Below are 24,011 nucleotides of genomic sequence, written 5' to 3' on the forward strand. Positions count from 1 at the left end.
CAGACTGCTCGCTTACTGGTTGTACGGACCGTAGTCGTAGTCCTCCAGCGGCACGGCCTGGCCGGAGCCGGCGCCGAACGGCGAGTAGTCGATGTCGTCGTAGCCGACGGCCGAGTACATCGCGGCCTTGGCCTCCTCGGTCGGCTCGACCCGGATGTTGCGGTAGCGGGACAGACCCGTACCGGCCGGGATGAGCTTACCGATGATGACGTTCTCCTTGAGGCCGATGAGGCTGTCGGACTTGGCGTTGATCGCCGCGTCCGTCAGCACTCGGGTCGTCTCCTGGAAGGAGGCGGCCGACAGCCAGGACTCCGTCGCCAGCGAGGCCTTGGTGATACCCATCAGCTGCGGACGACCGGAGGCCGGGTGACCGCCCTCCTGGACCACACGACGGTTCTCGGTCTCGAACTTCGACCGCTCGACCAGCTCGCCGGGCAGCAGCTCGGCGTCGCCCGACTCGATGATCGTCACGCGGCGGAGCATCTGCCGGATGATGATCTCGATGTGCTTGTCGTGGATCGACACGCCCTGCGAGTTGTAGACCTTCTGGACCTCGCCGACCAGGTGGACCTGGACGGCACGCTGACCCAGGATGCGCAGCACGTCGTGCGGGTTGGTGGCACCCATGGTGAGCTGCTGGCCCACCTCGACGTGCTCGCCCTCGGTCACCAGGACCTTGGCACGCTTCGAGATCGGGAACGCCGTCTCGTCGCTGCCGTCGTCCGGGGTGACGACGAGCTTCTTGGTCTTCTCGGTCTCCTCGATCCGCACGCGGCCGGAGGCCTCGGAGATCGGGGCGACACCCTTCGGCGTACGGGCCTCGAAGAGCTCGACGACACGGGGCAGACCCTGGGTGATGTCGTCACCGGCCACACCACCGGTGTGGAAGGTACGCATCGTCAGCTGGGTACCGGGCTCACCGATGGACTGGGCGGCGATGATGCCGACCGCCTCACCGATGTCGACCAGCTTGCCGGTGGCCAGCGAACGGCCGTAGCACATCGCGCAGGTGCCGACGGCGGACTCGCAGGTCAGCACCGAACGGGTCTTGACCTCCTCGATGCCGTTCTTGACCAGCTCGTCGATGAGCACGTCGCCCAGGTCGGTGCCGGCCGGGGCCAGCACCTTGCCGTCGACGACGATGTCCTCGGCGAGGCAGCGCGCGTACACGGACGTCTCGACGTTGTCCGCCTTGCGCAGCACACCGTCGGCGCCGCGCTCGGCGATCGACAGCTTGAGGCCGCGCTCGGTGCCGCAGTCCTCCTCGCGGATGATGACGTCCTGCGAGACGTCCACCAGACGACGGGTCAGGTAACCCGAGTCGGCGGTACGCAGGGCGGTGTCCGCCAGACCCTTACGGGCACCGTGGGTGGAGATGAAGTACTCCAGCACGGAGAGACCCTCACGGAACGACGCCTTGATGGGCCGCGGGATGGTCTCGTTCTTGGCGTTCGACACCAGACCACGCATACCGGCGATCTGACGCATCTGCATCATGTTTCCTCGGGCACCCGAGTCAACCATCATGAAGATGGGGTTCGTCTTGGGGAAGTTCTCGTTCATCGCCTCGGCAACCTCGTTGGTCGCCTTGGTCCAGATGTTGATGAGCTCCTGAGTGCGCTCTTCCTTGGTGATGAGACCGCGCTCGTACTGCTTCTGGACCTTCTCGTCCTGCGCCTCGTAGCCCTTGACGATCTCCTTCTTCGCCTCGGGAACGACGACGTCGGAGATGGCCACGGTGACACCGGAACGGGTCGCCCAGTAGAAGCCCGACGCCTTCAGGTTGTCGAGCGTCGCCGCCACGATGACCTTGGGGTAGCGCTCGGCCAGGTCGTTGACGATCTCGGAGAGCTGCTTCTTGCCCACCGAGTAGTCGACGAACGGGTAGTCCTCGGGCAGCAGCTCGTTGAAGAGCGCGCGGCCCAGGGTGGTGCGCAGGCGGAACGAGTCCCCCTGCTGCCACTCCGGCTCGCCCTCCTCGCGCGCCGGCGGCGTCCAGCCACGCGGCGGGATGGTGCCCACCGGGAAGCGGATGTCGATCGGCGACTGCAGAGCCAGCTCGCCGGCGTCGAACGCCATGATCGCCTCGGCCGTGGAGCCGAACGCGCGGCCCTCGCCCTTGGTGTCACGCAGCTCGCCGTCGGTGGTGAGGAAGAACAGACCGAGGACCATGTCCTGGGTCGGCATCGTCACCGGGCGGCCGTCGGCCGGCTTGAGGATGTTGTTCGAGGACAGCATCAGGATGCGGGCCTCGGCCTGCGCCTCCGCGGACAGCGGCAGGTGCACGGCCATCTGGTCACCGTCGAAGTCCGCGTTGAACGCGGTGCAGACGAGCGGGTGGATCTGGATGGCCTTGCCCTCGACCAGCTGCGGCTCGAAGGCCTGGATGCCGAGGCGGTGCAGGGTGGGAGCACGGTTCAGCAGCACCGGGTGCTCGGCGATGACCTCTTCGAGGACGTCGTACACGACCGTGCGGCCGCGCTCCACCATGCGCTTGGCGCTCTTGATGTTCTGCGCGTGGTTCAGGTCGACCAGGCGCTTCATCACGAACGGCTTGAAGAGCTCCAGCGCCATGGCCTTGGGCAGACCGCACTGGTGCAGCTTCAGCTGCGGGCCGACGACGATGACGGAACGCGCCGAGTAGTCGACTCGCTTGCCGAGCAGGTTCTGACGGAAACGACCCTGCTTGCCCTTCAGCATGTCGCTGAGGGACTTCAGCGGGCGGTTGCCCGGACCGGTGACCGGGCGGCCACGACGACCGTTGTCGAAGAGGGCGTCAACAGCCTCCTGAAGCATGCGCTTCTCGTTGTTGACGATGATCTCCGGAGCACCCAGGTCGAGCAGGCGCTTCAGACGGTTGTTGCGGTTGATCACACGGCGGTACAGGTCGTTCAGGTCGGAGGTCGCGAAGCGGCCACCGTCCAGCTGCACCATCGGACGCAGGTCCGGCGGGATGACCGGCACGCAGTCGAGCACCATGCCCTTGGGGCTGTTGCTGGTCTGCAGGAACGCGGAGACGACCTTGAGGCGCTTGAGCGCACGGGTCTTCTTCTGGCCCTTGCCGGTGCGGATGATCTCGCGGAGGCGCTCGGCCTCCTCCTCGAGGTCGAAGGACTCCAGGCGCTTCTGCAGCGCCGCGGCACCCATCGAGCCGTCGAAGTACGTGCCGAAGCGGTCACGCAGCTCGCGGTAGAGCAGCTCGTCGCCCTCGAGGTCCTGGACCTTGAGGTTCTTGAAGCGGTTCCACACCTCGTCGAGACGGTCGATCTCGCGCTGCGCGCGGTCGCGCAGCTGCTTCATCTCGCGCTCGGCACCCTCGCGCACCTTGCGGCGCACGTCGGCCTTGGCGCCCTCGGCCTCCAGCTCGGCCAGGTCGGTCTCGAGCTTCTTGGCGCGGGCCTCCAGGTCGGAGTCGCGGCGGTTCTCGATCTGCTGACGCTCGACGGAGACGTGCGCCTCCAGCGAGGGCAGGTCGCGCTGACGGCGCTCCTCGTCCACGTACGTGATCATGTACGCGGCGAAGTAGATGACCTTCTCAAGGTCCTTCGGGGCGAGGTCGAGCAGGTAGCCAAGGCGCGACGGAACGCCCTTGAAGTACCAGATGTGGGTGACGGGAGCGGCGAGCTCGATGTGGCCCATCCGCTCACGGCGCACCTTGGCGCGCGTGACCTCGACGCCACAGCGCTCACAGATGATGCCCTTGAAGCGGACGCGCTTGTACTTGCCGCAGTAGCACTCCCAGTCCCGGGTCGGACCGAAGATCTTCTCGCAGAAGAGTCCGTCCTTCTCGGGCTTGAGCGTGCGGTAGTTGATGGTCTCCGGCTTCTTGACCTCGCCGTGGCTCCACTGACGGATGTCGTCAGCGGTGGCCAGACCGATCCGGAGCTCGTCGAAGAAGTTGACGTCGAGCACTATGCGTCAATCCCTCTCAGGGTTGTGAGTCATGGGGTCTGAAACGGGGGTCCTGGGGCCGGCCGGGGGCTTGGTTCCTTGTGGGACCGAGCCCCCGTACCGGACTCCCGTCAGACCTCTTCGACGCTGCTCGGCTCGCGCCGGGACAGGTCGATACCGAGCTCCTCCGCAGCGCGGAAGACGTCCTCGTCGGTGTCGCGCATCTCGATGGACATGCCGTCCGAGGACAGCACCTCCACGTTGAGGCACAGGGACTGCATCTCCTTGATGAGCACCTTGAAGGACTCGGGGATGCCGGGCTCGGGGATGTTCTCGCCCTTGACGATGGCCTCGTAGACCTTCACGCGGCCGGTGACGTCGTCGGACTTGATGGTCAGCAGTTCCTGGAGGGCGTAGGCGGCGCCGTACGCCTCGAGCGCCCACACCTCCATCTCACCGAAGCGCTGGCCACCGAACTGAGCCTTACCACCCAGCGGCTGCTGGGTGATCATCGAGTACGGACCGGTCGAACGCGCGTGCAGCTTGTCGTCGACCAGGTGGTGCAGCTTGAGGATGTACATGTACCCGACCGAGATCGGGTCCGGGAACGGCTCACCGCTGCGGCCGTCGAACAGCTGCGCCTTGCCGGTCGGGAGCACCATGCGCTCGCCGTCGCGGTTCGGGATGGTGTGCTGCAGCAGACCGGCCAGCTCGTCCTCACGGGCACCGTCGAAGACCGGGGTGGCGACGTTGGTGCCGGGCTCGACCTGGTCGGCGCCGATGGCCTGCAGACGCTGGGCCCACTCCTCCGCGAGGCCGGAGACGTCCCAGCCGCGGCTGGCGAGCCAGCCGAGGTGGATCTCCAGGACCTGTCCCGGGTTCATTCGGGACGGGACACCCAGCGGGTTGAGGATGATGTCGACCGGGGTGCCGTCCTCGAGGAACGGCATGTCCTCAATCGGGTTGATCTTGGAGATGACACCCTTGTTGCCGTGCCGGCCGGCGAGCTTGTCACCGTCGGTGATCTTGCGCTTCTGCGCGACGTAGACGCGGACCAGCTGGTTCACGCCCGGCGGCAGCTCGTCGCCCTCTTCGCGGTCGAAGACGCGGACACCGATGATCTTGCCCGTCTCGCCGTGCGGCACCTTCAGGGAGGTGTCACGGACCTCACGGGCCTTCTCACCGAAGATCGCGCGGAGCAGACGCTCCTCCGGCGTCAGCTCGGTCTCGCCCTTGGGCGTGACCTTGCCGACGAGGATGTCGCCCGCGGTGACCTCGGCGCCGATGCGGATGATGCCGCGCTCGTCGAGGTCGGCGAGGACCTCCTCGGAGACGTTCGGGATGTCCCGGGTGATCTCCTCGGGGCCGAGCTTGGTGTCACGGGCGTCGACCTCGTGCTCCTCGATGTGGATCGAGGAGAGGACGTCGTCCTGCACGAGGCGCTGCGACAGGATGATCGCGTCCTCGTAGTTGTGACCCTCCCACGGCATGAACGCCACGAGCAGGTTCTTGCCCAGGGCCATCTCGCCGTTCTCGGTGGCCGGACCGTCGGCCAGGACCTGGCCCTCGATGATCCGGTCGCCCTCGTTGACGATGACCTTCTGGTTGACCGAGGTGCCCTGGTTGGAGCGCGAGAACTTGTGCAGGCGGTACGTGATGTACGTGCCGTCGTCGTTGGCGGTGGTGACGTAGTCCGCGGAGACCTCCTGGACCACACCCGCCTTCTCGGCCTTGACCACGTCGCCGGCGTCGACGGCGGAGCGGTACTCCATGCCGGTGCCGACGAGCGGGGCCTCGCTCTTGATGAGCGGCACGGCCTGGCGCATCATGTTCGCGCCCATGAGGGCACGGTTGGCGTCGTCGTGCTCGAGGAACGGAATCATGGCGGTCGCGACCGACACCATCTGGCGCGGCGAGACGTCCATGTAGTCGACCTCGTCACCGGGGACGTAGTCGACCTCGCCGCCACGACGGCGGACCAGGACGCGGGACTCCTCGAACCGCATGTCGTCGCTGAGCGTGGCGTTGGCCTGCGCGATGACGAATCGGTCCTCTTCGTCGGCCGTCAGGTAGTCCACCTCGTCGGTGACCTGACCGTCGACGACCTTGCGGTACGGCGTCTCGACGAAACCGAACGCGTTGACCCGGCCGTAGGAGGCGAGCGAGCCGATCAGACCGATGTTCGGGCCTTCGGGCGTCTCGATCGGGCACATGCGGCCGTAGTGCGAGGGGTGCACGTCACGGACCTCGAAGCCGGCCCGCTCACGGGAGAGACCACCCGGGCCAAGAGCCGACAGACGGCGCTTGTGGGTGAGACCCGACAGCGGGTTGTTCTGGTCCATGAACTGCGACAGCTGGCTGGTGCCGAAGAACTCCTTGATGGAGGCGACGACCGGCCGGATGTTGATCAGGGTCTGCGGCGTGATCGCCTCGACGTCCTGGGTGGTCATGCGCTCACGCACGACGCGCTCCATACGAGCCAGACCCGTGCGGACCTGGTTCTGGATGAGCTCGCCGACGCTGCGCAGACGACGGTTGCCGAAGTGGTCGATGTCGTCGGTCTCGACGACGATCGACTGGCCGCTGTCGCCGACCGTCTCCGTCTCGCCGGCGTGCAGCTTCACCAGGTACTTGATCGTCGAGATGATGTCCTCGACGGTCAGGATGCCCGCGTCGAGCGGAGCGTCCGCGCCCAGCTTCTTGTTGACCTTGTAGCGGCCGACCTTGGCCAGGTCGTAGCGCTTGGGGTTGAAGTACAGGTTCTCCAGCAGCGTCTGCGCGGCCTCGCGCGTGGGCGGCTCGCCCGGACGCAGCTTGCGGTAGATGTCGAGCAGCGCGTCGTCCTGGCCCTGGGTGTGGTCCTTCTCCAGGGTGGCGCGCATCGACTCGTACTCGCCGAACTCCTCGAGGATCTGCTCGGTGGTCCAGCCGAGCGCCTTGAGCAGGACGGTGACCGACTGCTTGCGCTTGCGGTCGATGCGGACACCGACCATGTCGCGCTTGTCGATCTCCATCTCCAGCCAGGCACCCCGGGACGGGATGATCTTGGCGGAGTAGATGTCCTTGTCGGACGTCTTGTCGATGGAGGAGTCGAAGTAGACACCGGGGGAACGGACCAGCTGCGACACCACGACACGCTCGGTGCCGTTGATGACGAAGGTGCCCTTGTTCGTCATGAGCGGGAAGTCGCCCATGAAGACCGTCTGGGACTTGATTTCGCCGGTCTCGTTGTTGGTGAACTCAGCCGTGACGAAGAGCGGGGCGGCGTACGTGAAGTCGCGGTCCTTGCACTCGTCGATGGAGTTCTTCGGCGGCTCGAAGCGGTGGTCGCGGAACGTCAGCGACATCGACCCGGAGAAGTCCTCAATCGGGGAGATCTCCTCGAAGATCTCCTCCAGACCGGACTTGGTGGGGACGTCCTGACCGTTCTCGAGAGCCTTCTCGACGCGAGCCTTCCAGGCGTCGTTGCCGAGCAGCCAGTCGAAGCTCTCGGTCTGGAGCGCGAGAAGGTTCGGAACCTCGAGGGGCTCCTTGATCTTTGCAAAGGAGATGCGCAGCGGGGCGGTGCTGGCGCCGTTGTTCGTATTCGCGGTCGAGGCAGTGCGCGAGGCGGCCAAGAGGGGGTCCTTCCGAGGGCTCGGACTCACTACGCGCGTACCGGCCCCTCTCCCAGCGCGAAGACGGAAAACCCCAGGTCAGGGAAGTTCGGCCGTCAGTGCTCGGGTGAGGGCAGACCCCTGGTGACGGGCAGGGGACAGCTAACAGGCAGCGCAAAGGGTCAGTGTAGCCACTTGGCACACTGATGTCCAGTGCGGGTTTCGGAGACCCTTCGTCTTTCTCAACGCCCTCGTCTTCGACGCCCTCGGCATGTTGCCCTCAACGCACGGTGATACTGCCCTCTTCGCCGTCGATCCATGCCTCGGATTCGGATCGTTGTGACGACGCGTCCTGAGAATTGCGCGCTGCGTGCGGTTCGTCAAGGCCCCCCAGCCGGAACCCGGCCGTCCGGAGACACGACGATGATCACCATACCCCTCGCCACCACGAGTGCAAGGCAACCGTGGTCCCCCTCCGGACACGCCGAAGAGCGACCACCCGGATGGATGATCGCTCTTCGGTGCGTTCGCGTTACAGACCCTCTCGGGCCGCAATCAGCGCGCTGTGAGGTTCGCTGAACCCCGTGAGGTCTTACTTGACCTCGACGGAGGCACCGGCGCCCTTGAGGGCCTCGGCGGCCTTGTCAGCGGCCTCCTTGTTGACCTTCTCGAGGACCGGCTTCGGGGTGCCGTCGACGAGGTCCTTGGCCTCCTTCAGACCCAGGGAGGTCAGCTCACGCACGACCTTGATGACCTGGATCTTCTTGTCGCCGGCGCCGGTGAGGATGACGTCGAACTCGTCCTTCTCCTCGACGGCCTCGGCGGCGCCGCCGGCGGCACCACCAGCGACGACGACCGGCGCGGCAGCGGCGGCGGTGACGTCGAACTTCTCCTCGAAGGCCTTCACGAACTCGGAGAGCTCGATGAGGGTCATCTCCTCGAACTGCGCGAGCAGGTCTTCCTGGGTGAGCTTCGCCATGATGGCGGTCCTTCCACTAATTCGGCAGGTGCCGGATGTACTGGGTGAGGCGGGCGTACTTACGGCCCGCTGCGACCCTTGCCGCCTCAGGCGGCCAGGATCAGAAAGCGAGCCGAATTACTCGGCACCGCCCTGCTCGGCCTGCTTGGCGCGAAGGGCGTCCACGGTGCGGACGAGCTTCGACGGCAGCGCCTGGAAGAGCGAAGCAGCCTGGGACTGCTTGCCCTTGAAGGCACCGGCCAGCTTGCTGAGCAGAACCTCGCGGGACTCGAGGTCCGCAAGCTTCTTGATCTCGTCGGCGGACATCGCCTTGCCATCAAGGACACCGCCCTTGATGACGAGATTCGGGTTGTCCTTGGCGAAGTCACGAAGACCCTTCGCCGACTCCACCGGGTCTCCGGTGACGAAGGCGACAGCCGTCGGACCAGCGAAGAGCTGGTCGTCCAGCGTGATCCCGGCCTCGTTGGCCGCAATCTTGGTCAGCGTGTTCTTCACCACGGCGTACTGGGCGTTCTCACCGAGCGACCGGCGCAGCGTCTTGAGCTGCGCCACGGTGAGACCGCGGTACTCGGTCAGCACGGCGGCGTTGGAGCTGCGGAACTTGTCCGTCAGCTCGGCAACCGCGGCAGCCTTGTCGGGCCTCGCCATAGAGCCTCGGCCTCCTTCCGGGTGATTCTGACCGCGCGGACCCGAAGGAGGACTTGTAAAACGAAACGCCCCGGCGCAGGCGCACGGGGCGGACTCGACCGGCCGCACACGCGTGAGCGCGTCTGCTCCGGGAGTTCTTCCACAGTCACCTGCGCGGGTCGCCCACTTTTCAGTAGGTCCTTCGGCCACCGGGCGCTCATTACAGCGCACGGCAACGACCAGCGGTCTTTGGCTTCTCCGAGAGAGTACGGGACCGGGGCACCGTCGAGCAAATCGGTGCCCTCCGGACCCCTCGGGAGCGGCTCGGGAACCCTTCGGGAGCGGCTCGGGAACGCTCAGGAGGCGATGCCGCCGCCCGCCTTCACGGACTTCAGCAGGTCCTTGAAGTCCTTGGTCTCGTCCGCCGGGGGCGCCTGGACGGCGACCTTCACGCCGTAGTCGCTGTAGTGCACGGTGTTGACCAGCGCGCCGTTCGCCGTCTTGGCCCGCTCCTCCATCTTGACCAGCAGGTTCCGGCCGTCCAGCCAGAGGTCCACGGTCTCGGTGGTGATGCCCGCCTGGTGCAGCTGGCTCTTGACGTCGGACAGCTGCGTGGCGGTGAGTCCGCCGCTGCGGGCGACGAGGGAGGCGACGTCCACGGTGCCGGAGTAGTGCGTGGCGGAGACCCCGTCCACCGTCTCCGTGCCGGCCTTCTTCACCTCCCCGGAGGCGAGCAGCAGCTTCACCGACTGGTTCGGGGAGCTGCGGCGCGCCTGGTCCTGGGCGTAGGCGGTGGAGCCGCTGCCGCCCGTCTTGGCGAGATCCGCGTAGCCGTACCTGATCCAGTGCCGGCCGCCGGTCTGCTTGGCGAACGCGTCGCTCGCCTTCGAGTAGAAGGCGTCCGGGAGATACCGGGCCTCGATGGTGGCCGAGTCGGCCTTGCGCATGAGTTCCGCCAGCTCACCGCCGGTGTAGGTGGTGGTCATCACTCCGCGCTGGCCGTCCTTCCCCCAGGCCAGCGAGCCCGTGGCCGACGTCTCCATGAGCTTGCCCAGGCTCATGGTGGAGCGCACCTTCACGGACTCCGCCCGGTCGGTCGACAGGCTCGCGGAGCGCAGCGCGGCGAGCGGGCTGACCGCCGCGGCGCCGCCGGCCGCCTTGCCGTCCTTGCGCGCCTCCTGGGAGCCGCAGGCGGCCACCCCGGACAGTGCGGCGACGAGGGCGGCCGCGAGGGCCGTACGGCGGACGGTCGTGCTCTGCATGTGATTCCCCACCCCTTGCGTGTGTGTCAGTGCTCCGCACCGTAGCGCGCGGCACCGACAGCGCGTCACGTGAAAAGGGACGGACCCCGCAACCGTGAGGTTGCGGGGTCCGCCCTGCTGACGCGTCACCGACGCGGCTGCCTCATGAGCCGGGGGCTCAGACGGCGGCCGGGTCCTCCTCGACGAGGAGGTTACGGGTGCGGTTCGGGTCGAGCTGAATGCCGGGGCCCATCGTGGTGCTGACGGCGGCCTTCTTGATGTAGCGACCCTTGGCGGCGGACGGCTTCAGACGGAGGATCTCCTCCAGGGCCGCGCCGTAGTTCTCCACCAGCTTGGTGTCGTCGAACGACGTCTTGCCGATGATGAAGTGCAGGTTCGAGTGCTTGTCGACGCGGAACTCGATCTTGCCGCCCTTGATCTCGGTCACGGCCTTGGCCACGTCCGGGGTCACGGTGCCGGTCTTCGGGTTCGGCATCAGACCACGCGGGCCGAGGACGCGGCCGAGGCGGCCGACCTTGCCCATGAGGTCCGGGGTGGCGACGACGGCGTCGAACTCGTTCAGGCGGTTGCCCTTGGAGATCTCGTCGATGAGCTCGTCGGAGCCGACGATGTCGGCGCCCGCGGCACGCGCGGCCTCGGCACGGTCGCCGGTCGCGAAGACCAGGACCCGGGCGGTCTTACCGGTGCCGTGCGGAAGGTTCACGGTGCCACGGACCATCTGGTCGGCCTTGCGCGGGTCGACACCCAGACGGAAGGCGACCTCGACGGTGCCGTCGAACTTGGTCGTGGAGGTCTCCTTGGCGAGACGGACGGCCTCGAGCGGGGCGTACAGCTTCTCCCGGTCGATCTTGGCGTCCGCAGCGCGGAGAGCCTTGCTGCGCTTGCTCACAACTGCTCCTGTGTGTTCTGGGAAAGGAGTCGTGGTACGGGCCGAGCAGGCCCTGCCACGTGCGACCGGCTACGGCCGCATGACTGCGAAGGGGGTGTTCAGCCCTCGACCGTGATGCCCATGGAACGGGCGGTGCCGGCGATGATCTTCGACGCGGCGTCCAGGTCGTTGGCGTTCAGGTCGGGCATCTTGGTCGTGGCGATCTCGCGGACCTGCGCCTCGGTGATCTTGGCGACCTTGGTCTTGTGCGGCTCGCCGGAGCCCTTCTCGACACCCGCGGCCTTGAGGATCATCTTGGCGGCCGGCGGAGTCTTGGTCACGAAGGTGAAGGAACGGTCCTCGTAGACCGTGATCTCCACCGGGATGACCCAGCCACGCTGCGACTCGGTCGCGGCGTTGTAGGCCTTGCAGAACTCCATGATGTTGACGCCGTGCTGACCGAGCGCGGGGCCGACCGGCGGGGCCGGGTTCGCCGCACCGGCGTTGATCTGGAGCTTGATAAGCCCCGTGACCTTCTTCTTCTTGGGAGGCATAGCTCTCCGGGTCCTTTCGATTCGGGTCCTGCCCGCGTCCGGGGAACCACCCGGATGCAGGCATACCGCACAACGATAACGGGTATAGATGCGCGGCTAAAAACCGAGCAGGTCAGACGTGCTGCGAGAGCTCGTCTGACCTGCCCGGAAGCGTGTGCCCAGCGGGAACCGGCGAGTGCTAGTTCTTCTGGATCTGGTCGAAGCTCAGCTCGACCGGGGTCTCGCGGCCGAAGATCTCGACGAGGCCCTTGACCTTCTTCGAGTCGGCGTTGATCTCGTTGATGGTGGCCTGGAGGGTGGCGAAGGGGCCGTCGGTGACGGTGACCGAGTCGCCGACCTCGAAGTCCAGCACCTGGACCTCGACCTTGCGCTGCGGAGCGGGCTTGCCCTCGGCCTCGGCGGCCTCGCGGGCGGCCTTCTCCTCGGCCTCCGGGGCGAGCATCTTGACGATCTCGTCCAGGGTCAGCGGGTAGGGGTCGTAGGCGTTGCCGACGAAGCCGGTGACGCCGGGGGTGTTGCGGACGACGCCCCAGGACTCGTTCGTCAGGTCCATGCGGACCAGGACGTAACCCGGCAGCTTGTTCTGCTTGATCGTCTTGCGGTCGCCGTTCTTGATCTGGACGACCTCTTCCTGCGGCACCTCGGCCTGGAAGATGTAGTCCTCGACGTTCAGCGAGACGGCGCGCTGCTCCAGGTTGGTCTTCACGCGGTTCTCGTAACCGGCGTAGGTGTGGATGACGTACCACTCGCCGGGGAGGGTGCGCAGCTCCTCGCGGAGCGCGACGACCGGGTCGACGGGCTCGACGGGCTCGGTCTCTTCCTCGGCCTCGACGACGTCCTCGACGTCCTCGGCGACCTCCACGACCGCCTCGGCGTCATCCTCGGCGTGCACGGCGGCCTCCTCGGCCGGCTCGCCCGCCTCTTCCTCGGCAGCCTCGAACTCGTCCCGCTCGTCCGCGCCCTCGACGATGTCGAGCTCGTCGTCGACCGTCTCGTCCGGCTCGGTGGCGTCGTTCAGGTTCGGGTCAGACACGATGGCTGCTTCTTCCTGGATACATAGGGGTGGAACATGCGAAAAAAGGCGCCGGTACCACGGCGCCCTTCGCTCTTGGCTCAGCCGAAGACGTACTTGGCCGCGTGGTTGAGCCCATAGTCAATCACGGTCACCAGGCCGATCATGACGGCAACGAAGACGATCACCACAGTGGTGTACGACGTCAGCTGGTTGCGCGTCGGCCAGACGACTTTGCGGAGTTCCGCGATGATCTGACGGTAGAAGGTCGCGAGGCGCTTCAGCGGGCCCTTCTTGGCGCGCTTGCCGCCCTTGCGGGGCTTCTTCTGCAGCTCGTCCTGAGCATCAGGCGTATCGATGGAGCCCACGGCGTCCGTCATGCGTCCTCACCTGATCCCGGGTCGTGGCCGTGCCGCGCCCGGTTCCTGAGCCGCACGGCGGTGCATTGCAGTACGTACATGCGCACACATCCTGGCGGTGTGTGTAGCAGGGCCGGAGGGACTTGAACCCCCAACCGCCGGTTTTGGAGACCGGTGCTCTACCAATTGAGCTACGACCCTTTGTGTGCTCCCCAACGTACCGCATCCGGCCGAGTGCCCGTTGTACACCGGCTGTGCGAGGCCGCTGGAGGCCAACGAGGTGAGAGTGTACGTGGTCCGGGGCCCGGCGTCGAACAGAAAGTGCCTGCCCGGGTACCGCGCGGCGGTGATCGTCCTGGCGGGGGCCCGGATTCGGACAGCGGTTCCCCCACCGGCCGGATGCCGTTCAGTCTGTGAAACCCGTGTGCCCGGGGCGTTTCCGGTCTGGAACGATGGGCCCCATGAGCGCTGCAAACCCTCCCACCGAGCGCCGGGTCTCCGCCCGAGTCGGCGCGATCTCCGAGTCCGCCACCCTCGCCGTGGACGCCAAGGCCAAGGCCCTCAAGGCCGCCGGACGTCCGGTGATCGGCTTCGGCGCCGGTGAGCCGGACTTCCCGACCCCGGACTACATCGTCGAGGCCGCCGTAGAGGCGTGCCGGGACCCCCGATTCCACCGCTACACCCCGGCGGGCGGCCTGCCCGAGCTGAAGGCCGCGATCGCCGCGAAGACGCTGCGCGACTCCGGCTACGAGGTGGACGCGTCCCAGATCCTCGTCACCAACGGCGGCAAGCAGGCCATCTACGAGGCGTTCGCCGCGATCCTCGACCCGGGCGACGAGGTCATCGTCCCGGCGCCGTACTGGACGACGTACCCGGAGTCGATCCGTCTCGCGGGCGGTGTCCCGGTGGAGGTCGTGGCCGACGAGACGACGGGCTACCGCGTCACCGTCGAGCAGCTGGAGGCGGCGCGCACGGAGAAGACCAAGGTCGTCCTCTTCGTCTCCCCGTCCAACCCCACCGGCGCGGTGTACTCCGAGGCCGAGGCCGAGGCGATCGGCCGCTGGGCCGTCGAGCACGGCCTGTGGGTGCTCACCGACGAGATCTACGAGCACCTGGTCTACGGCGACGCGACGTTCACCTCGCTGCCGGCGATCCTGCCCGAGCTGCGCGACAAGTGCGTCGTGGTCAACGGTGTCGCCAAGACGTACGCCATGACCGGCTGGCGGGTGGGCTGGGTGATCGGCCCGAAGGACGTGATCAAGGCCGCGACGAACCTCCAGTCGCACGCCACGTCCAACGTCTCCAACGTGGCCCAGGCGGCCGCGCTCGCCGCCGTCTCCGGTGACCTGGAGGCCGTCGCGAAGATGCGCGAGGCCTTCGACCGGCGCCGCAGGACGATCGTGCGGATGCTCAACGAGATCGACGGCGTGGTCTGCCCGGAGCCCGAGGGCGCGTTCTACGTCTACCCGTCGGTCAAGGCCCTGCTCGGCAAGGAGATCCGGGGGCAGCGCCCGAAGGACACCGCCGAGCTGGCCGCGCTGATCCTGGACGAGGCCGAGGTCGCGGTGGTGCCGGGCGAGGCGTTCGGCACGCCGGGCTATCTGCGGCTGTCGTACGCGCTCGGCGACGAGGACCTGATCGAGGGTGTGAGCCGGCTGCAGAAGCTGCTGGCGGAGGCACGGGACTGACGTCTTTCTTCCGCAGCGGGCGCGACCTTTTCCATGAGGTCGCGCCCGCTTCTGTGTGCGAGCAAGCCCACTAAAGGGGAACCGGCTACCGGTGTGACGCACGGGTGCGGCAGGATCTGGGGATGGAGCGTGTACGTGATGTCTCTGAGCTGCCGAAGGCCCATCTTCATCTGCACTTCACCGGGTCGATGCGGCCGGAAACCGTCCTTGAGCTGGCCGACAAGTACGGCGTGCGCCTGCCGGACGCGCTGACGGAGGCGCTGACCAGCGGGGAGCCGCCGAGACTGCGGGCCACGGACGAGCGCGGCTGGTTCCGCTTCCAGCGGCTGTACGACGCGGCGCGCTCGTGCCTGCGCGAGCCGGAGGACATCCAGCGGCTGGTCAGGGAGGCCGCCGAGGAGGACCTGAAGGACGGCTCGGGCTGGCTGGAGATCCAGGTGGACCCGACCTCGTACGCGCCCCGGCTCGGCGGTCTGATCCCGGCTCTGGAAGTCATCCTGGACGCGGTGGAGACCACCTCCCGCGACACCGGGCTCGGGATGCGCGTACTGGTGGCCGCGAACCGCATGAAGCACCCGCTGGACGCGCGCACCCTGGCCCGCCTCGCGGTGCGGTACGCGGACCGGGGCGTGGTGGGCTTCGGGCTCTCCAACGACGAGCGGCGGGGCATGGCCCGCGACTTCGACCGGGCCTTCCACATCGCCCGCGAGGGCGGCCTGCTGGCGGCTCCGCACGGCGGCGAGCTGACGGGGCCGGCCTCGGTGCGGGACTGCCTGGACGACCTGGACGCCTCCCGGATCGGGCACGGTGTGCGCGCGGCGGAGGACCCGCGCCTGCTGAAGCGGCTGGCGGACCGGGGCATCACCTGCGAGGTCTGCCCGACCTCAAACGTCGCGCTCGGGGTCTACGAGAAGCCGGAGGACGTCCCGCTGCGCACCCTGTTCGAGGCGGGCGTCCCCCTCGCCCTCGGCGCCGACGACCCGCTCCTCTTCGGCTCGCGCCTGGCCGCCCAGTACGAGATCGCCCGCCACCACCACGCCTTCACGGACGCGGAGCTGGCCGAGCTGGCCCGTCAGTCGGTGCGCGGCTCGGCGGCGCCGAAGGAGAAGAAGGAAGAGCTGCTCGCGGGCGTGGACGACTGGCTGACGCGGCCGGTGGCCTGAGGCGCCGCGGGGGTGCGGGACTGCGGGACTGCGGGGCTCAGGCGGCGATGCCGGTCAGCACCGTACGGGCCATGCGGGCCGCGAAGTCGTCCACGGGCGGCCGGGTGCCGTCGGGGCTCGCGTCGTAGGCGAAGGCCCGCTGGATACAGGCGCCGAGCAGGAGCAGGGCGGCGGCGTAGGTGTCGGCGTCGGGGCGGACGCGGCCGAGGTCCTGCTCGGCCCGCAGATAGGCGTCCAGGCCCTCGATGGGCACGTGGGGGCCGGAGCCGAGGGTGCGCAGCGCGTCGTCGTGGCGGCGTTTGAGCTGCTGCTCGGCATAAAGGGACGCGGCGATCGGGAAGCTCTGCTCGTAGAAGAGGGCGGCTTCGCGGGCGATGCCGGTGAGGTTCTGCTCCAGGGTGCCCTGCCCCGGCGCGGCCGTGAGGCCGGAGAGCAGCGGGTTGAGTCCGGGCAGCCGCTCGTGGAGGACCTGGACGAACAGGTCCTCCTTGCTGTCGAAGTACTTGTAGAGGGCCGCCTCGGAGCAGCCGGCCGCCTTGGCGATCTCCTTGGTGGTGGCGCGGGCGAGGCCGACGGTGAGCATCAGCTCGTGGGCGGCGTCGAGGATGCGGACGCGGGCCGGCCTTGTCTGCATGGGTCGTCCCAATCTTCTTGACGAACAGGTGAGTGTTTACCCACTCTAGAAGGGACGGGGGTGAGTGAATGCTCACCCACCCGTGGTCCGAGGTATGCCCGAGGAAGGAAAGTCACCATGAAGCTCACCGTTTTCGGTGCCACCGGCGGTATCGGTGGCGAGATCGTCCGACAGGCCCTGGAGGCCGGGCACGAGGTCACGGCGGTGGTCCGTGACCCGGCCCGGCTGACCGCCACCGGCGAGAGGCTCGACGTGGTCCGCGCCGGCCTGTCCGACCCCGGAGCGCTGCGCTCCGCCGTCGCGGGCCGGGACGCGGTGCTGTCGGGGCTCGGCGCGCGCACGCGCAAGGACGCCGGGGTGGCCGCCCCGCTGACGCGTACGGTCCTGGGCGCCATGGAGGCGGCGGAGGTGCGCCGCCTGCTCGTGGTGACCGCCGCCCCGATCGGTCCCGCCCCGGAACGGGAGGGCGCCCTGGACCGGGGGATGCGGCGGGTGGTGTCGGCGGTCTTCAAGGACATCTACGCCGACCTGCGCGAGACGGAGGCCGAGCTGGCGGCGAGCAGTACCGACTGGACGGCCGTACGGCCCCCGAAGCTGCTGGACAAGCCGCTCACCGGCCGCTACCGCATGGTGATCGGCGGTTTCCCGCACGGCGGCCGCTTCATCGGGCGCGCGGACGTGGCGCACGCGATGCTGTCCATGATCGACGATCCGGCGACGGTCAAGCAGGGTGTCGGGGTCGCGTACTGACCCCGGGCCCGTCAGAGGCTGACGCCCACCGTCACCGGCTCGTTGACCAGCGTCACCCCGAAGGCCTCGCGGACGCCGGCGACGACCTCGCGGGCCAGCGCCAGCAGGTCCTCGGTGGTGGCCTCGCCGCGGTTGGTGAGGGCGAGGGTGTGCTTGGTGGAGATGCGGGCGGGGCCGGTGCCGTAGCCCTTGGTGAAGCCCGCCCTGTCGATGAGCCAGGCCGCCGAGGTCTTGCGGTGCCCCTCCCCCGCCGGGTAGGCGGGCGGCTCGACGTCGTCGCCGAGACGCTCCCGCACGCGCGCGTGGAACGCGGCGAACTCCTCCTCGGTGAGGATCGGGTTGGTGAAGAAGGACCCGGCGGACCAGGTGTCGTGGTCCTCGGGGTCGAGCACCATGCCCTTTCCGGCGCGCAGCCTCAGCACGGTGGCGCGGGCCTCGGCCAGCGGCACCCGGTCGCCGACCCCGACACCGAGCGCGCGGGCCGTCTCGGCGTACTTGACCGGCGCGGACAGCCCGTCCGCGTCCTCCAGGCCGAAGCGGACGCGCAGGACGACGTACCGCTCGGGGTCGGCCTTGAAGCGGCTGTGGCGGTAGGAGAAGCCGCACTCCTCACCGCTCAGCACGACCGTCTCCCCCGCCCGGCGGTCGTAGGCGACGACCTCGGTGATGGTGGCGGAGACCTCCTGGCCGTAGGCGCCCACGTTCTGGATGGGGGTGGCGCCCGCCGAGCCGGGGATGCCGGCCAGGCACTCGATCCCGGCGAGCCCGGCCTCGACGGTGCGGGCGACGGCGTCGCTCCAGACCTCGCCCGCGGCCACCTCCAGGGTGGTGCCGCGCAGCTCCAGGCCGCGCGTGGCGATGCGCAGGGCGGTGCCGTCGAAGCCCTTGTCGCCGATGACCAGGTTGGAGCCGCCGCCGATGACGAGCAGCGGGGTGCCGTTGTCGTCGGCCTCCCGTACGGCGTCGATCACCTCGGCGTCGGTGACGGCGGTGACCAGCCGGGTGGCGGGGCCGCCCAGACGGAAGGTGGTCAGCGGGGCGAGGGGGGCGTCGTGGAGTACGTGCACGGGCACAGACTACGAGACCGGGTCAGCGGTAAGGGGCGACCGCCATGGCGGACGCCCCTTACTCACCGCTCACGCGGACCGTGCTCGTGCGGGCCTTGGTGGCCGTCAGGCCAGCCGGACGACCGCCCGGGACATGCCCAGGACCTTCTGGCCGCCGCTGGTGGCCACGAGGTCCACGCGGACGGTGTTGTCGTCCAGCTTGGCCGCGACCTTGGCGGAGACGTGGATCTCCGCGCCCTTGTCGTCGTCGGGCACGACGACCGGCTTGGTGAAGCGGACGCCGTACTCCACGACCGCGCCCGGGTCGCCGGTCCAGTCGGTGACCACGCGGACGGCCTCGGCCATGGTGAACATGCCGTGCGCGATGACGTCCGGCAGGCCCACCTCCTTGGCGAACCGCTCGTTCCAGTGGATGGGGTTGAAGTCCCCGGAGGCGCCCGCGTAGCGCACGAGGGCGGCGCGGTCCACGGGGAAGGTCTGGGCGGGCAGCTCGGTGCCGACCTCGACGTCGTCGTAGGCGATCTTCGCCGTCATCGGTGCTCAGCCCTCCTCGGCCGCGCGGGCCACCAGCTTGGTCCAGGCGGTCACGACGTGCTCGCCGGCCTCGTCGTGCACCTCGCCCCGGATGTCGAGGATGTCGTTGCCCGCGAGGGACTTGATGCCCTCGATGGTGGAGGTGACGGTGAGCCGGTCACCGGCGCGCACCGGGCGGCGGTAGGCGAACTTCTGGTCGCCGTGCACGACGCGGCTGTAGTCGAGACCGAGCTGGGGATCCTGGACGACCTGTCCGGCGGCGCGGAAGGTGATGGAGAACACGAAGGTCGGCGGGGCGATCACATCGGGGTGACCGAACGCCCGGGCGGCTTCCGGGTCGGTGTACGCCGGGTTGGCGTCACCGACGGCCTCCGCGAATTCGCGGATCTTCTCGCGGCCCACCTCGTACGGCGCGGTGGGCGGGTACGTACGCCCCACGAAGGACTGGTCGAGCGCCATGGCCCGGAACCTCCTGGTCTAGCTGCGGCATCGGCTCGCGTGTCCGGGTAGTGCGACACGTGAGATAAAACGACATGAGGCCGCCCCCCGTGTGTCTGGGGGCGGCCTCATGTACGAGCCTGAATTATCGCGTTTCGCGGTGCGCGGTGTGCGCATTGCAACGCGGGCAGTGCTTCTTCATCTCCAGTCGGTCCGGGTTGTTACGCCGGTTCTTCTTGGTGATGTAGTTCCGCTCCTTGCACTCCACGCAGGCCAGCGTGATCTTCGGGCGGACGTCGGTGGCAGCCACGTGAGTGCTCCTAGGACGAACGGATGGGTTTAACGCAAGAAAGAGTAGCCGATCGAAGGACCGACCCCGCAATCGGCTACCGTGTGTAGCGGTGACCGGACTTGAACCGGTGACACAGCGATTATGAGCCGCTTGCTCTACCGACTGAGCTACACCGCTTTGATGAGATCCGTTCCCGCCTTGCGACGGGAACTTCTCACACCAGAGCCCCAATACGGAATCGAACCGTAGACCTTCTCCTTACCATGGAGACGCTCTGCCGACTGAGCTATTGGGGCGAGCGAGGAAGACATTACACGGTCCGCCGCCGTTCGCCCAAATCCGTATCCGGCCGCCCGTCCCGGGCACCCCTCACGGCCCTCGCGCCCCTCTGGCACCAGGCCGCCACCGGGCCGGCCCGGGGCCCCGGCAGGCGGCTGACCTGGGGTGACCACGCCGGTACGACTAATGCGGCCTCCACGGCCCGCGCGGGCGGCGACCCTAGGCTCGGGACTACTCAGCGTGATCTTGAGCCGCCTCCCCCACGCCTTCCGGCGGCCCGCACGTCCGTACCGTCGCCTGGAGTCCGATGCCCGACAGCCCGCCGCAGCCGCCGAACCCGCCGGGGCCCCCGGGCCGCTCCGACCCGGCCGCGCTCCTGCTGTGCGGGGCGCGGCTGACCGACGGCCGGACCGTCGACGTACGGGTGGCGGACGGGCGTATCGAGGCGGTCGGCACGGCCGGCAGCCTGGCGCCCGGACCCCCGGGCACCGTCTCCCGCGTGGACCTCGGCGGCTATCTGCTGCTGCCCGCCCCCGCCGAACCGCACGCCCACGGCGACACCGCGCTGAGCGCCGAGCAGCCGGGCCCGGTGTCGTACGCCCCCGAGGACGTCCAGCGCCGGGCCACCGAGGCCGCGCTGCTCCAGCTCGGGCACGGGGCGACGGCGGCCCGCGCGCACGTCCGGGTCGGCGAGGAGCGCGGGCTCGGCGCGCTGGAGGCGGTCCTGCAGGCCCGGCGCTCACTGCGCGGGCTCGCGGAGCTGACGGCGGTGGCGATGCCCCGGCTGCTGACCGGGACGGCCGGGGCCGACGGGCTCGCGCTGCTGCGGGACGCGGTGAAGATGGGCGCCTCGGTGGTGGGCGGCTGCCCGGACGTGGACCCCGACCCCACGGGGTACACGGCGGCGGTCCTGGAGCTGGCCGCCGAGCACGGCGCCCCGGTGGACCTGCACACCGACGCCGCCGACCCGGCCCGCCTCGCCCGGCTCGCGGCCATGGCGGGCGGGCTGCGCGCCGGTGTGACGATCGGCCCGTGCGCGGGGCTCGCCCGGCTGCCCGCCCAGGTCGCCCGCCGCGCGGCGGACCAGCTCGCGGCGGCCGGGGTGACGGTGATCTGCCTGCCCCAGGGCGTCTGCGGCGCCGCGGACATCCGGGGCACGGCTCCGGTACGGCTGCTGCGCGCGGCCGGGGTGCGGGTGGCGGCGGGCAGCGGCGCGCTGCGGGACGTGGCCAACCCCGTCGGCCGGGGCGACCCCCTGGAGGCGGCCTATCTCCTCGCCTCCGCGCACGGGCTGAACCCCGAGGACGCGTACGACACGGTCAGCGCCTCGGCGCGCGCCGCGCTGGGGCTGCCCGAGGTGCGTGTGGAGGCGGGCTTCCCCGCCGAACTCCTCGCGGTGCGCGGCGACCGGCTGCCGGGCGCGCTGTCCCTCGCCTACACCCGGATCGTGGTGCACCGGGGGCGCGTGGTGGCCCGTACGAGCGCGGTGCGGGAGTACTGCAACTCGGCGGCGGCGGAGGAGTTGGGGCTGCCCCGGCAGGGGCGGGGGAAGCTGTCGTGAGGGGCGGCCGCCAGGGTCCCGGAGCGCTTCGGAGGCCGGGTGTCCACCCGTTCGGCGGATGGCGTTTGCCGGGCGTACGGTCGAAGACATGCGCATCGTCATCGCTGGAGGGCATGGACAGATCGCGTTGCGGCTGGAGCGTCTGCTCGCCGCGCGCGGGGACGAGGTGGCGGGGATCATCCGCGACCCGGGACAGGCCGAAGACCTGCGGGCGGCCGGTGCCGAACCGGTCGTGCTCGACCTGGAGTCGGCGTCCCTGGAGGAGGTCGCGGCGTGTCTGCGCGGCGCGGACGCGGCGGTGTTCGCCGCCGGCGCCGGTCCGGGCAGCGGGACGGCCCGCAAGGAGACGGTGGACAGGGGCGCGGCGGTGCTGTTCGCGGACGCGGCGGTGCGCGCGGGCGTACGGCGGTTCCTGGTCGTCTCCTCCATGGGCGCGGATCCGGCCCACGCCGGTGACGAGGTGTTCGATGTCTACCTGCGGGCCAAGGGCGCGGCGGACGCGTACGTCACCCGGCAGGAGGCCCTCGACTGGACGGTCCTGCGCCCCGGTTCACTGACGGACGAGCCCGGAACCGGCCTGGTGAACCTCGCGGCGCACACCGGGCGCGGGCCGGTGCCGCGGGACGATGTGGCGGCCGTGCTGGCGGAGTTGGTGGAGTCCTCGGCGACGGCGGGGCTGACGCTGGAGCTGATCGCGGGCTCCACGCCGGTGGCGGTGGCGGTGAAGGCGGTGGCGGGCGGCTGAGGCCGGCCCGCCGAGGGGCCCCCGGGTCTCAGAAGAGGGGCAGCTGTCCGGGGAACTCGGGCACCGCGTAGCCGTCCAACGTGGGCTGGGCGGCGCCGATGTGGGCCTGGCTGCGGGAGCCGGAGCAGGAGACGAGTTCGCCGTGTTCGCGTGCGCCGGGCGGGTCGTGCCGGGCGAAGCGGCCCGCGACGACGGCGATCTCGCGGCGGCACACGGGACAGGTTCTGCGACGGGAGGACATGCCGTCAGTCTGCCCCGGGCGGGGGCGGACGCACCGGTCAGGGCCGGTGAAGGGCCGCCAGGGGCGCGTGGGGCGTCCCGGCGAGCCCCGTTGTGTCACGCGCCTCTGTTACTCACTTTCGGGTGACGGTCCTTCGGCGGCCGGGGTGGCGTGGTGTGGCGGAAGACGACCCGAGCCCAGTGATCACAAGGGTTCCGACGCTGCAAAGCGGTCAACTCGGTGCATTTTTCCTATGAATGGACGTTACAGGTAAGAGTCACAGATACATGCTCGATCGGTAACACGATTCACGTTTTCCCCACATCACGTCCGCATCCCGGACAAGGTGTGGATGCGCGGCCAGTTGGTCGCCATCCGCACACCGCACGACCCGCGTACGGCCTCCGTACGCGGATGTGCCCGCACCATGCAGGAGAACCTGTGACTGCTTCAGCTTCCGTGACCGCTCGCCGCCTGGCCGCCGTCGCCATCGCGGCCGGTGCTCTGGTCGGTTCGGTGGCCCTGCCGGCCTCCGCCGCGGACGCCCGTCCGCACCGGGCGGACGTGCAGATCAGCCGTGTGCAGTACGACTCCCCCGGCTTCGACAACGGCTCCAACCGCTCGCTGAACAACGAGTGGGTCGAGCTCACCAACAACTCCCGCAGCCGCGTCAACCTCGACGGGTGGACGCTGACGGAGAGCCGGCGCGGTGTCACGTACACCTTCCGTCACTTCAGCCTCGGCGGCCACTCGACCGTCCGCGTCCACACGGGCGTCGGCCGTGACACCTTCCGTGACGTCTACCTGGACCGTCGCAACTACGTCTGGGACAACAACCGCGACACCGCGACGCTGCGCGACGACCGCCGTCGCCTCGTCGACGACGCGTCGTGGGGCGGCCGCGGCGGCCGTGGCGACGACCGCGGCCCGGGCCGTGGCCACCGTGACGACGACCGCGGTCACGGCCGCGACCACCGCCGCTGACGCGACGGCTCCGGACGCCGTCTGACCGTTCCTCTCGCTCCACCCGCTCCACCCCAGGCGGCGCGGCAACCCTCGGAGGGCTGCCGCGCCGCTCGGCGTTCGGACGGGGTGTCCGCAAGGGCGGCGGCGCCTGAGTCTTGGGCCCTTGAGCCCTTGAGCCCTTGAGCCCGACCGGCTCGGGGCATGACGAAGGGCCCGTGACCTGCTGCGATAGCAGGTCACGGGCCCTTCGTTCCCGTGTGGCGGCGCCAGGATTCGAACCTGGGAAGGCTGAGCCGGCAGATTTACAGCGGGCTCCGCCGGCGCGCCGCGACCTGCGTCTTCCCTAGCAGCTTGCACTGCCGGGGGACGCCTGGGGGAAACCGTGTCAATGGGCGGGCGAGCCACAGCCCTACAGGTTCTGTCTTGGTGCTTCGGGAGCTGTCCCGCAAGGCAGCTCCCGAAGGGGCGAAGTGCACGACCGCTCACGCGGGTCCATGTACGTCCGCACCTGTTGCCGTCAGAGGGT

Annotated in this window: 21 protein-coding genes and 3 tRNA genes; 6 read left to right on the top strand and 18 right to left on the bottom strand. The window is 69.2% G+C overall.

Annotation, left to right across the window (positions count from 1 at the left end; translation table 11 throughout):
• Window positions 1–12: 12 nt before the first annotated feature.
• From AB0898_RS24010 to AB0898_RS24055, 10 genes are all read right to left on the bottom strand, one after another.
• Window positions 13–3,912: a DNA-directed RNA polymerase subunit beta' gene (locus tag AB0898_RS24010; protein WP_366805009.1), complete on the bottom strand. Its 3,900-nt coding sequence runs from the start codon at window positions 3,910–3,912 to the stop codon at window positions 13–15.
• 110 nt (window positions 3,913–4,022) lie between these two features.
• On the bottom strand, window positions 4,023–7,508 hold the full coding sequence (gene rpoB / locus AB0898_RS24015; RefSeq protein ID WP_366805010.1) for a DNA-directed RNA polymerase subunit beta: 3,486 nt from the start codon (window positions 7,506–7,508) through the stop codon (window positions 4,023–4,025).
• 571 nt (window positions 7,509–8,079) lie between these two features.
• Complete coding sequence (rplL, locus tag AB0898_RS24020) at window positions 8,080–8,466, bottom strand: 50S ribosomal protein L7/L12 (RefSeq protein WP_366805011.1); 387 nt, start codon at window positions 8,464–8,466, stop codon at window positions 8,080–8,082.
• A gap of 117 nt (window positions 8,467–8,583) precedes the next feature.
• Window positions 8,584–9,114, bottom strand: coding sequence for a 50S ribosomal protein L10 (gene rplJ, locus AB0898_RS24025; protein WP_285561864.1), 531 nt, complete (start codon window positions 9,112–9,114; stop codon window positions 8,584–8,586).
• 335 nt (window positions 9,115–9,449) lie between these two features.
• Complete coding sequence (locus AB0898_RS24030) at window positions 9,450–10,355, bottom strand: hypothetical protein (protein ID WP_366805012.1); 906 nt, start codon at window positions 10,353–10,355, stop codon at window positions 9,450–9,452.
• A gap of 157 nt (window positions 10,356–10,512) precedes the next feature.
• Window positions 10,513–11,244, bottom strand: coding sequence for a 50S ribosomal protein L1 (rplA, locus tag AB0898_RS24035; protein WP_366805013.1), 732 nt, complete (start codon window positions 11,242–11,244; stop codon window positions 10,513–10,515).
• 98 nt (window positions 11,245–11,342) lie between these two features.
• The gene (rplK, locus tag AB0898_RS24040) at window positions 11,343–11,777 is read right to left on the bottom strand and encodes a 50S ribosomal protein L11 (protein ID WP_018543896.1); all 435 of its coding nucleotides are present in this window, start codon (window positions 11,775–11,777) and stop codon (window positions 11,343–11,345) included.
• A gap of 178 nt (window positions 11,778–11,955) precedes the next feature.
• On the bottom strand, window positions 11,956–12,810 hold the full coding sequence (gene nusG, locus AB0898_RS24045) for a transcription termination/antitermination protein NusG (protein ID WP_366805014.1): 855 nt from the start codon (window positions 12,808–12,810) through the stop codon (window positions 11,956–11,958).
• Between the two features lie 80 nt (window positions 12,811–12,890).
• Window positions 12,891–13,169, bottom strand: a complete 279-nt coding sequence (gene secE / locus AB0898_RS24050) for a preprotein translocase subunit SecE (RefSeq protein WP_366805015.1) — start codon at window positions 13,167–13,169, stop codon at window positions 12,891–12,893.
• A 107-nt stretch (window positions 13,170–13,276) separates the two neighbouring features.
• A tRNA-Trp gene (locus AB0898_RS24055) sits at window positions 13,277–13,349 on the bottom strand.
• A gap of 260 nt (window positions 13,350–13,609) precedes the next feature.
• On the opposite strand from AB0898_RS24055, the gene AB0898_RS24060 reads away from it, so the two are divergent.
• Window positions 13,610–14,836, top strand: coding sequence for a pyridoxal phosphate-dependent aminotransferase (locus tag AB0898_RS24060; RefSeq protein ID WP_366805016.1), 1,227 nt, complete (start codon window positions 13,610–13,612; stop codon window positions 14,834–14,836).
• A 122-nt stretch (window positions 14,837–14,958) separates the two neighbouring features.
• Window positions 14,959–15,999 carry an adenosine deaminase gene (locus AB0898_RS24065; RefSeq protein ID WP_366805017.1) on the top strand — a complete coding sequence of 347 codons (1,041 nt, stop codon included), beginning with the start codon at window positions 14,959–14,961 and terminating at the stop codon, window positions 15,997–15,999.
• Between the two features lie 37 nt (window positions 16,000–16,036).
• Here AB0898_RS24065 and AB0898_RS24070 read toward each other — a convergent pair whose 3' ends face one another.
• Window positions 16,037–16,633: a helix-turn-helix domain-containing protein gene (locus AB0898_RS24070; RefSeq protein ID WP_366805018.1), complete on the bottom strand. Its 597-nt coding sequence runs from the start codon at window positions 16,631–16,633 to the stop codon at window positions 16,037–16,039.
• 117 nt (window positions 16,634–16,750) lie between these two features.
• Here AB0898_RS24070 and AB0898_RS24075 point away from each other — a divergent pair, with 117 nt between their 5' ends.
• Window positions 16,751–17,383, top strand: coding sequence for an NAD(P)H-binding protein (locus tag AB0898_RS24075; protein WP_366805019.1), 633 nt, complete (start codon window positions 16,751–16,753; stop codon window positions 17,381–17,383).
• Between the two features lie 11 nt (window positions 17,384–17,394).
• On the opposite strand, the gene AB0898_RS24080 is transcribed toward AB0898_RS24075, so the two are convergent.
• The 6 genes from AB0898_RS24080 to AB0898_RS24105 all read right to left on the bottom strand — a co-directional run bounded on the left by AB0898_RS24080 (window position 17,395) and on the right by AB0898_RS24105 (window position 20,010).
• Window positions 17,395–18,450: a UDP-N-acetylmuramate dehydrogenase gene (locus tag AB0898_RS24080; RefSeq protein ID WP_366805020.1), complete on the bottom strand. Its 1,056-nt coding sequence runs from the start codon at window positions 18,448–18,450 to the stop codon at window positions 17,395–17,397.
• 105 nt (window positions 18,451–18,555) lie between these two features.
• Complete coding sequence (locus AB0898_RS24085; protein WP_366805021.1) at window positions 18,556–18,984, bottom strand: MaoC family dehydratase; 429 nt, start codon at window positions 18,982–18,984, stop codon at window positions 18,556–18,558.
• Between the two features lie 6 nt (window positions 18,985–18,990).
• The gene (locus tag AB0898_RS24090; RefSeq protein ID WP_366805022.1) at window positions 18,991–19,443 is read right to left on the bottom strand and encodes a MaoC family dehydratase N-terminal domain-containing protein; all 453 of its coding nucleotides are present in this window, start codon (window positions 19,441–19,443) and stop codon (window positions 18,991–18,993) included.
• A 124-nt stretch (window positions 19,444–19,567) separates the two neighbouring features.
• A complete protein-coding gene (gene rpmG / locus AB0898_RS24095; RefSeq protein WP_003948671.1) occupies window positions 19,568–19,732 on the bottom strand; it encodes a 50S ribosomal protein L33 in 165 nt (54 codons plus the stop codon).
• Window positions 19,733–19,818: 86 nt separating this feature from the next.
• Window positions 19,819–19,891, bottom strand: a tRNA-Met gene (locus tag AB0898_RS24100).
• A gap of 46 nt (window positions 19,892–19,937) precedes the next feature.
• A tRNA-Thr gene (locus AB0898_RS24105) sits at window positions 19,938–20,010 on the bottom strand.
• Between the two features lie 290 nt (window positions 20,011–20,300).
• Here AB0898_RS24105 and AB0898_RS24110 point away from each other — a divergent pair.
• Entirely contained in the window at window positions 20,301–21,554 is a 1,254-nt protein-coding gene (locus AB0898_RS24110; protein ID WP_366805023.1) for an amidohydrolase family protein, read from the top strand.
• A gap of 88 nt (window positions 21,555–21,642) precedes the next feature.
• Entirely contained in the window at window positions 21,643–22,299 is a 657-nt protein-coding gene (locus AB0898_RS24115) for an SDR family oxidoreductase (RefSeq protein ID WP_366805024.1), read from the top strand.
• 28 nt (window positions 22,300–22,327) lie between these two features.
• Here AB0898_RS24115 and AB0898_RS24120 read toward each other — a convergent pair whose 3' ends face one another.
• Window positions 22,328–22,540, bottom strand: coding sequence for a hypothetical protein (locus AB0898_RS24120; protein ID WP_356096446.1), 213 nt, complete (start codon window positions 22,538–22,540; stop codon window positions 22,328–22,330).
• A gap of 438 nt (window positions 22,541–22,978) precedes the next feature.
• On the opposite strand from AB0898_RS24120, the gene AB0898_RS24125 reads away from it, so the two are divergent.
• A complete protein-coding gene (locus AB0898_RS24125; RefSeq protein WP_407078394.1) occupies window positions 22,979–23,503 on the top strand; it encodes a lamin tail domain-containing protein in 525 nt (174 codons plus the stop codon).
• Window positions 23,504–24,011: the final 508 nt, after the last annotated feature.

Origin of the sequence: Streptomyces sp. NPDC005435 (assembly GCF_040703155.1) — a bacterium.
GTDB lineage: Bacteria > Actinomycetota > Actinomycetes > Streptomycetales > Streptomycetaceae > Streptomyces.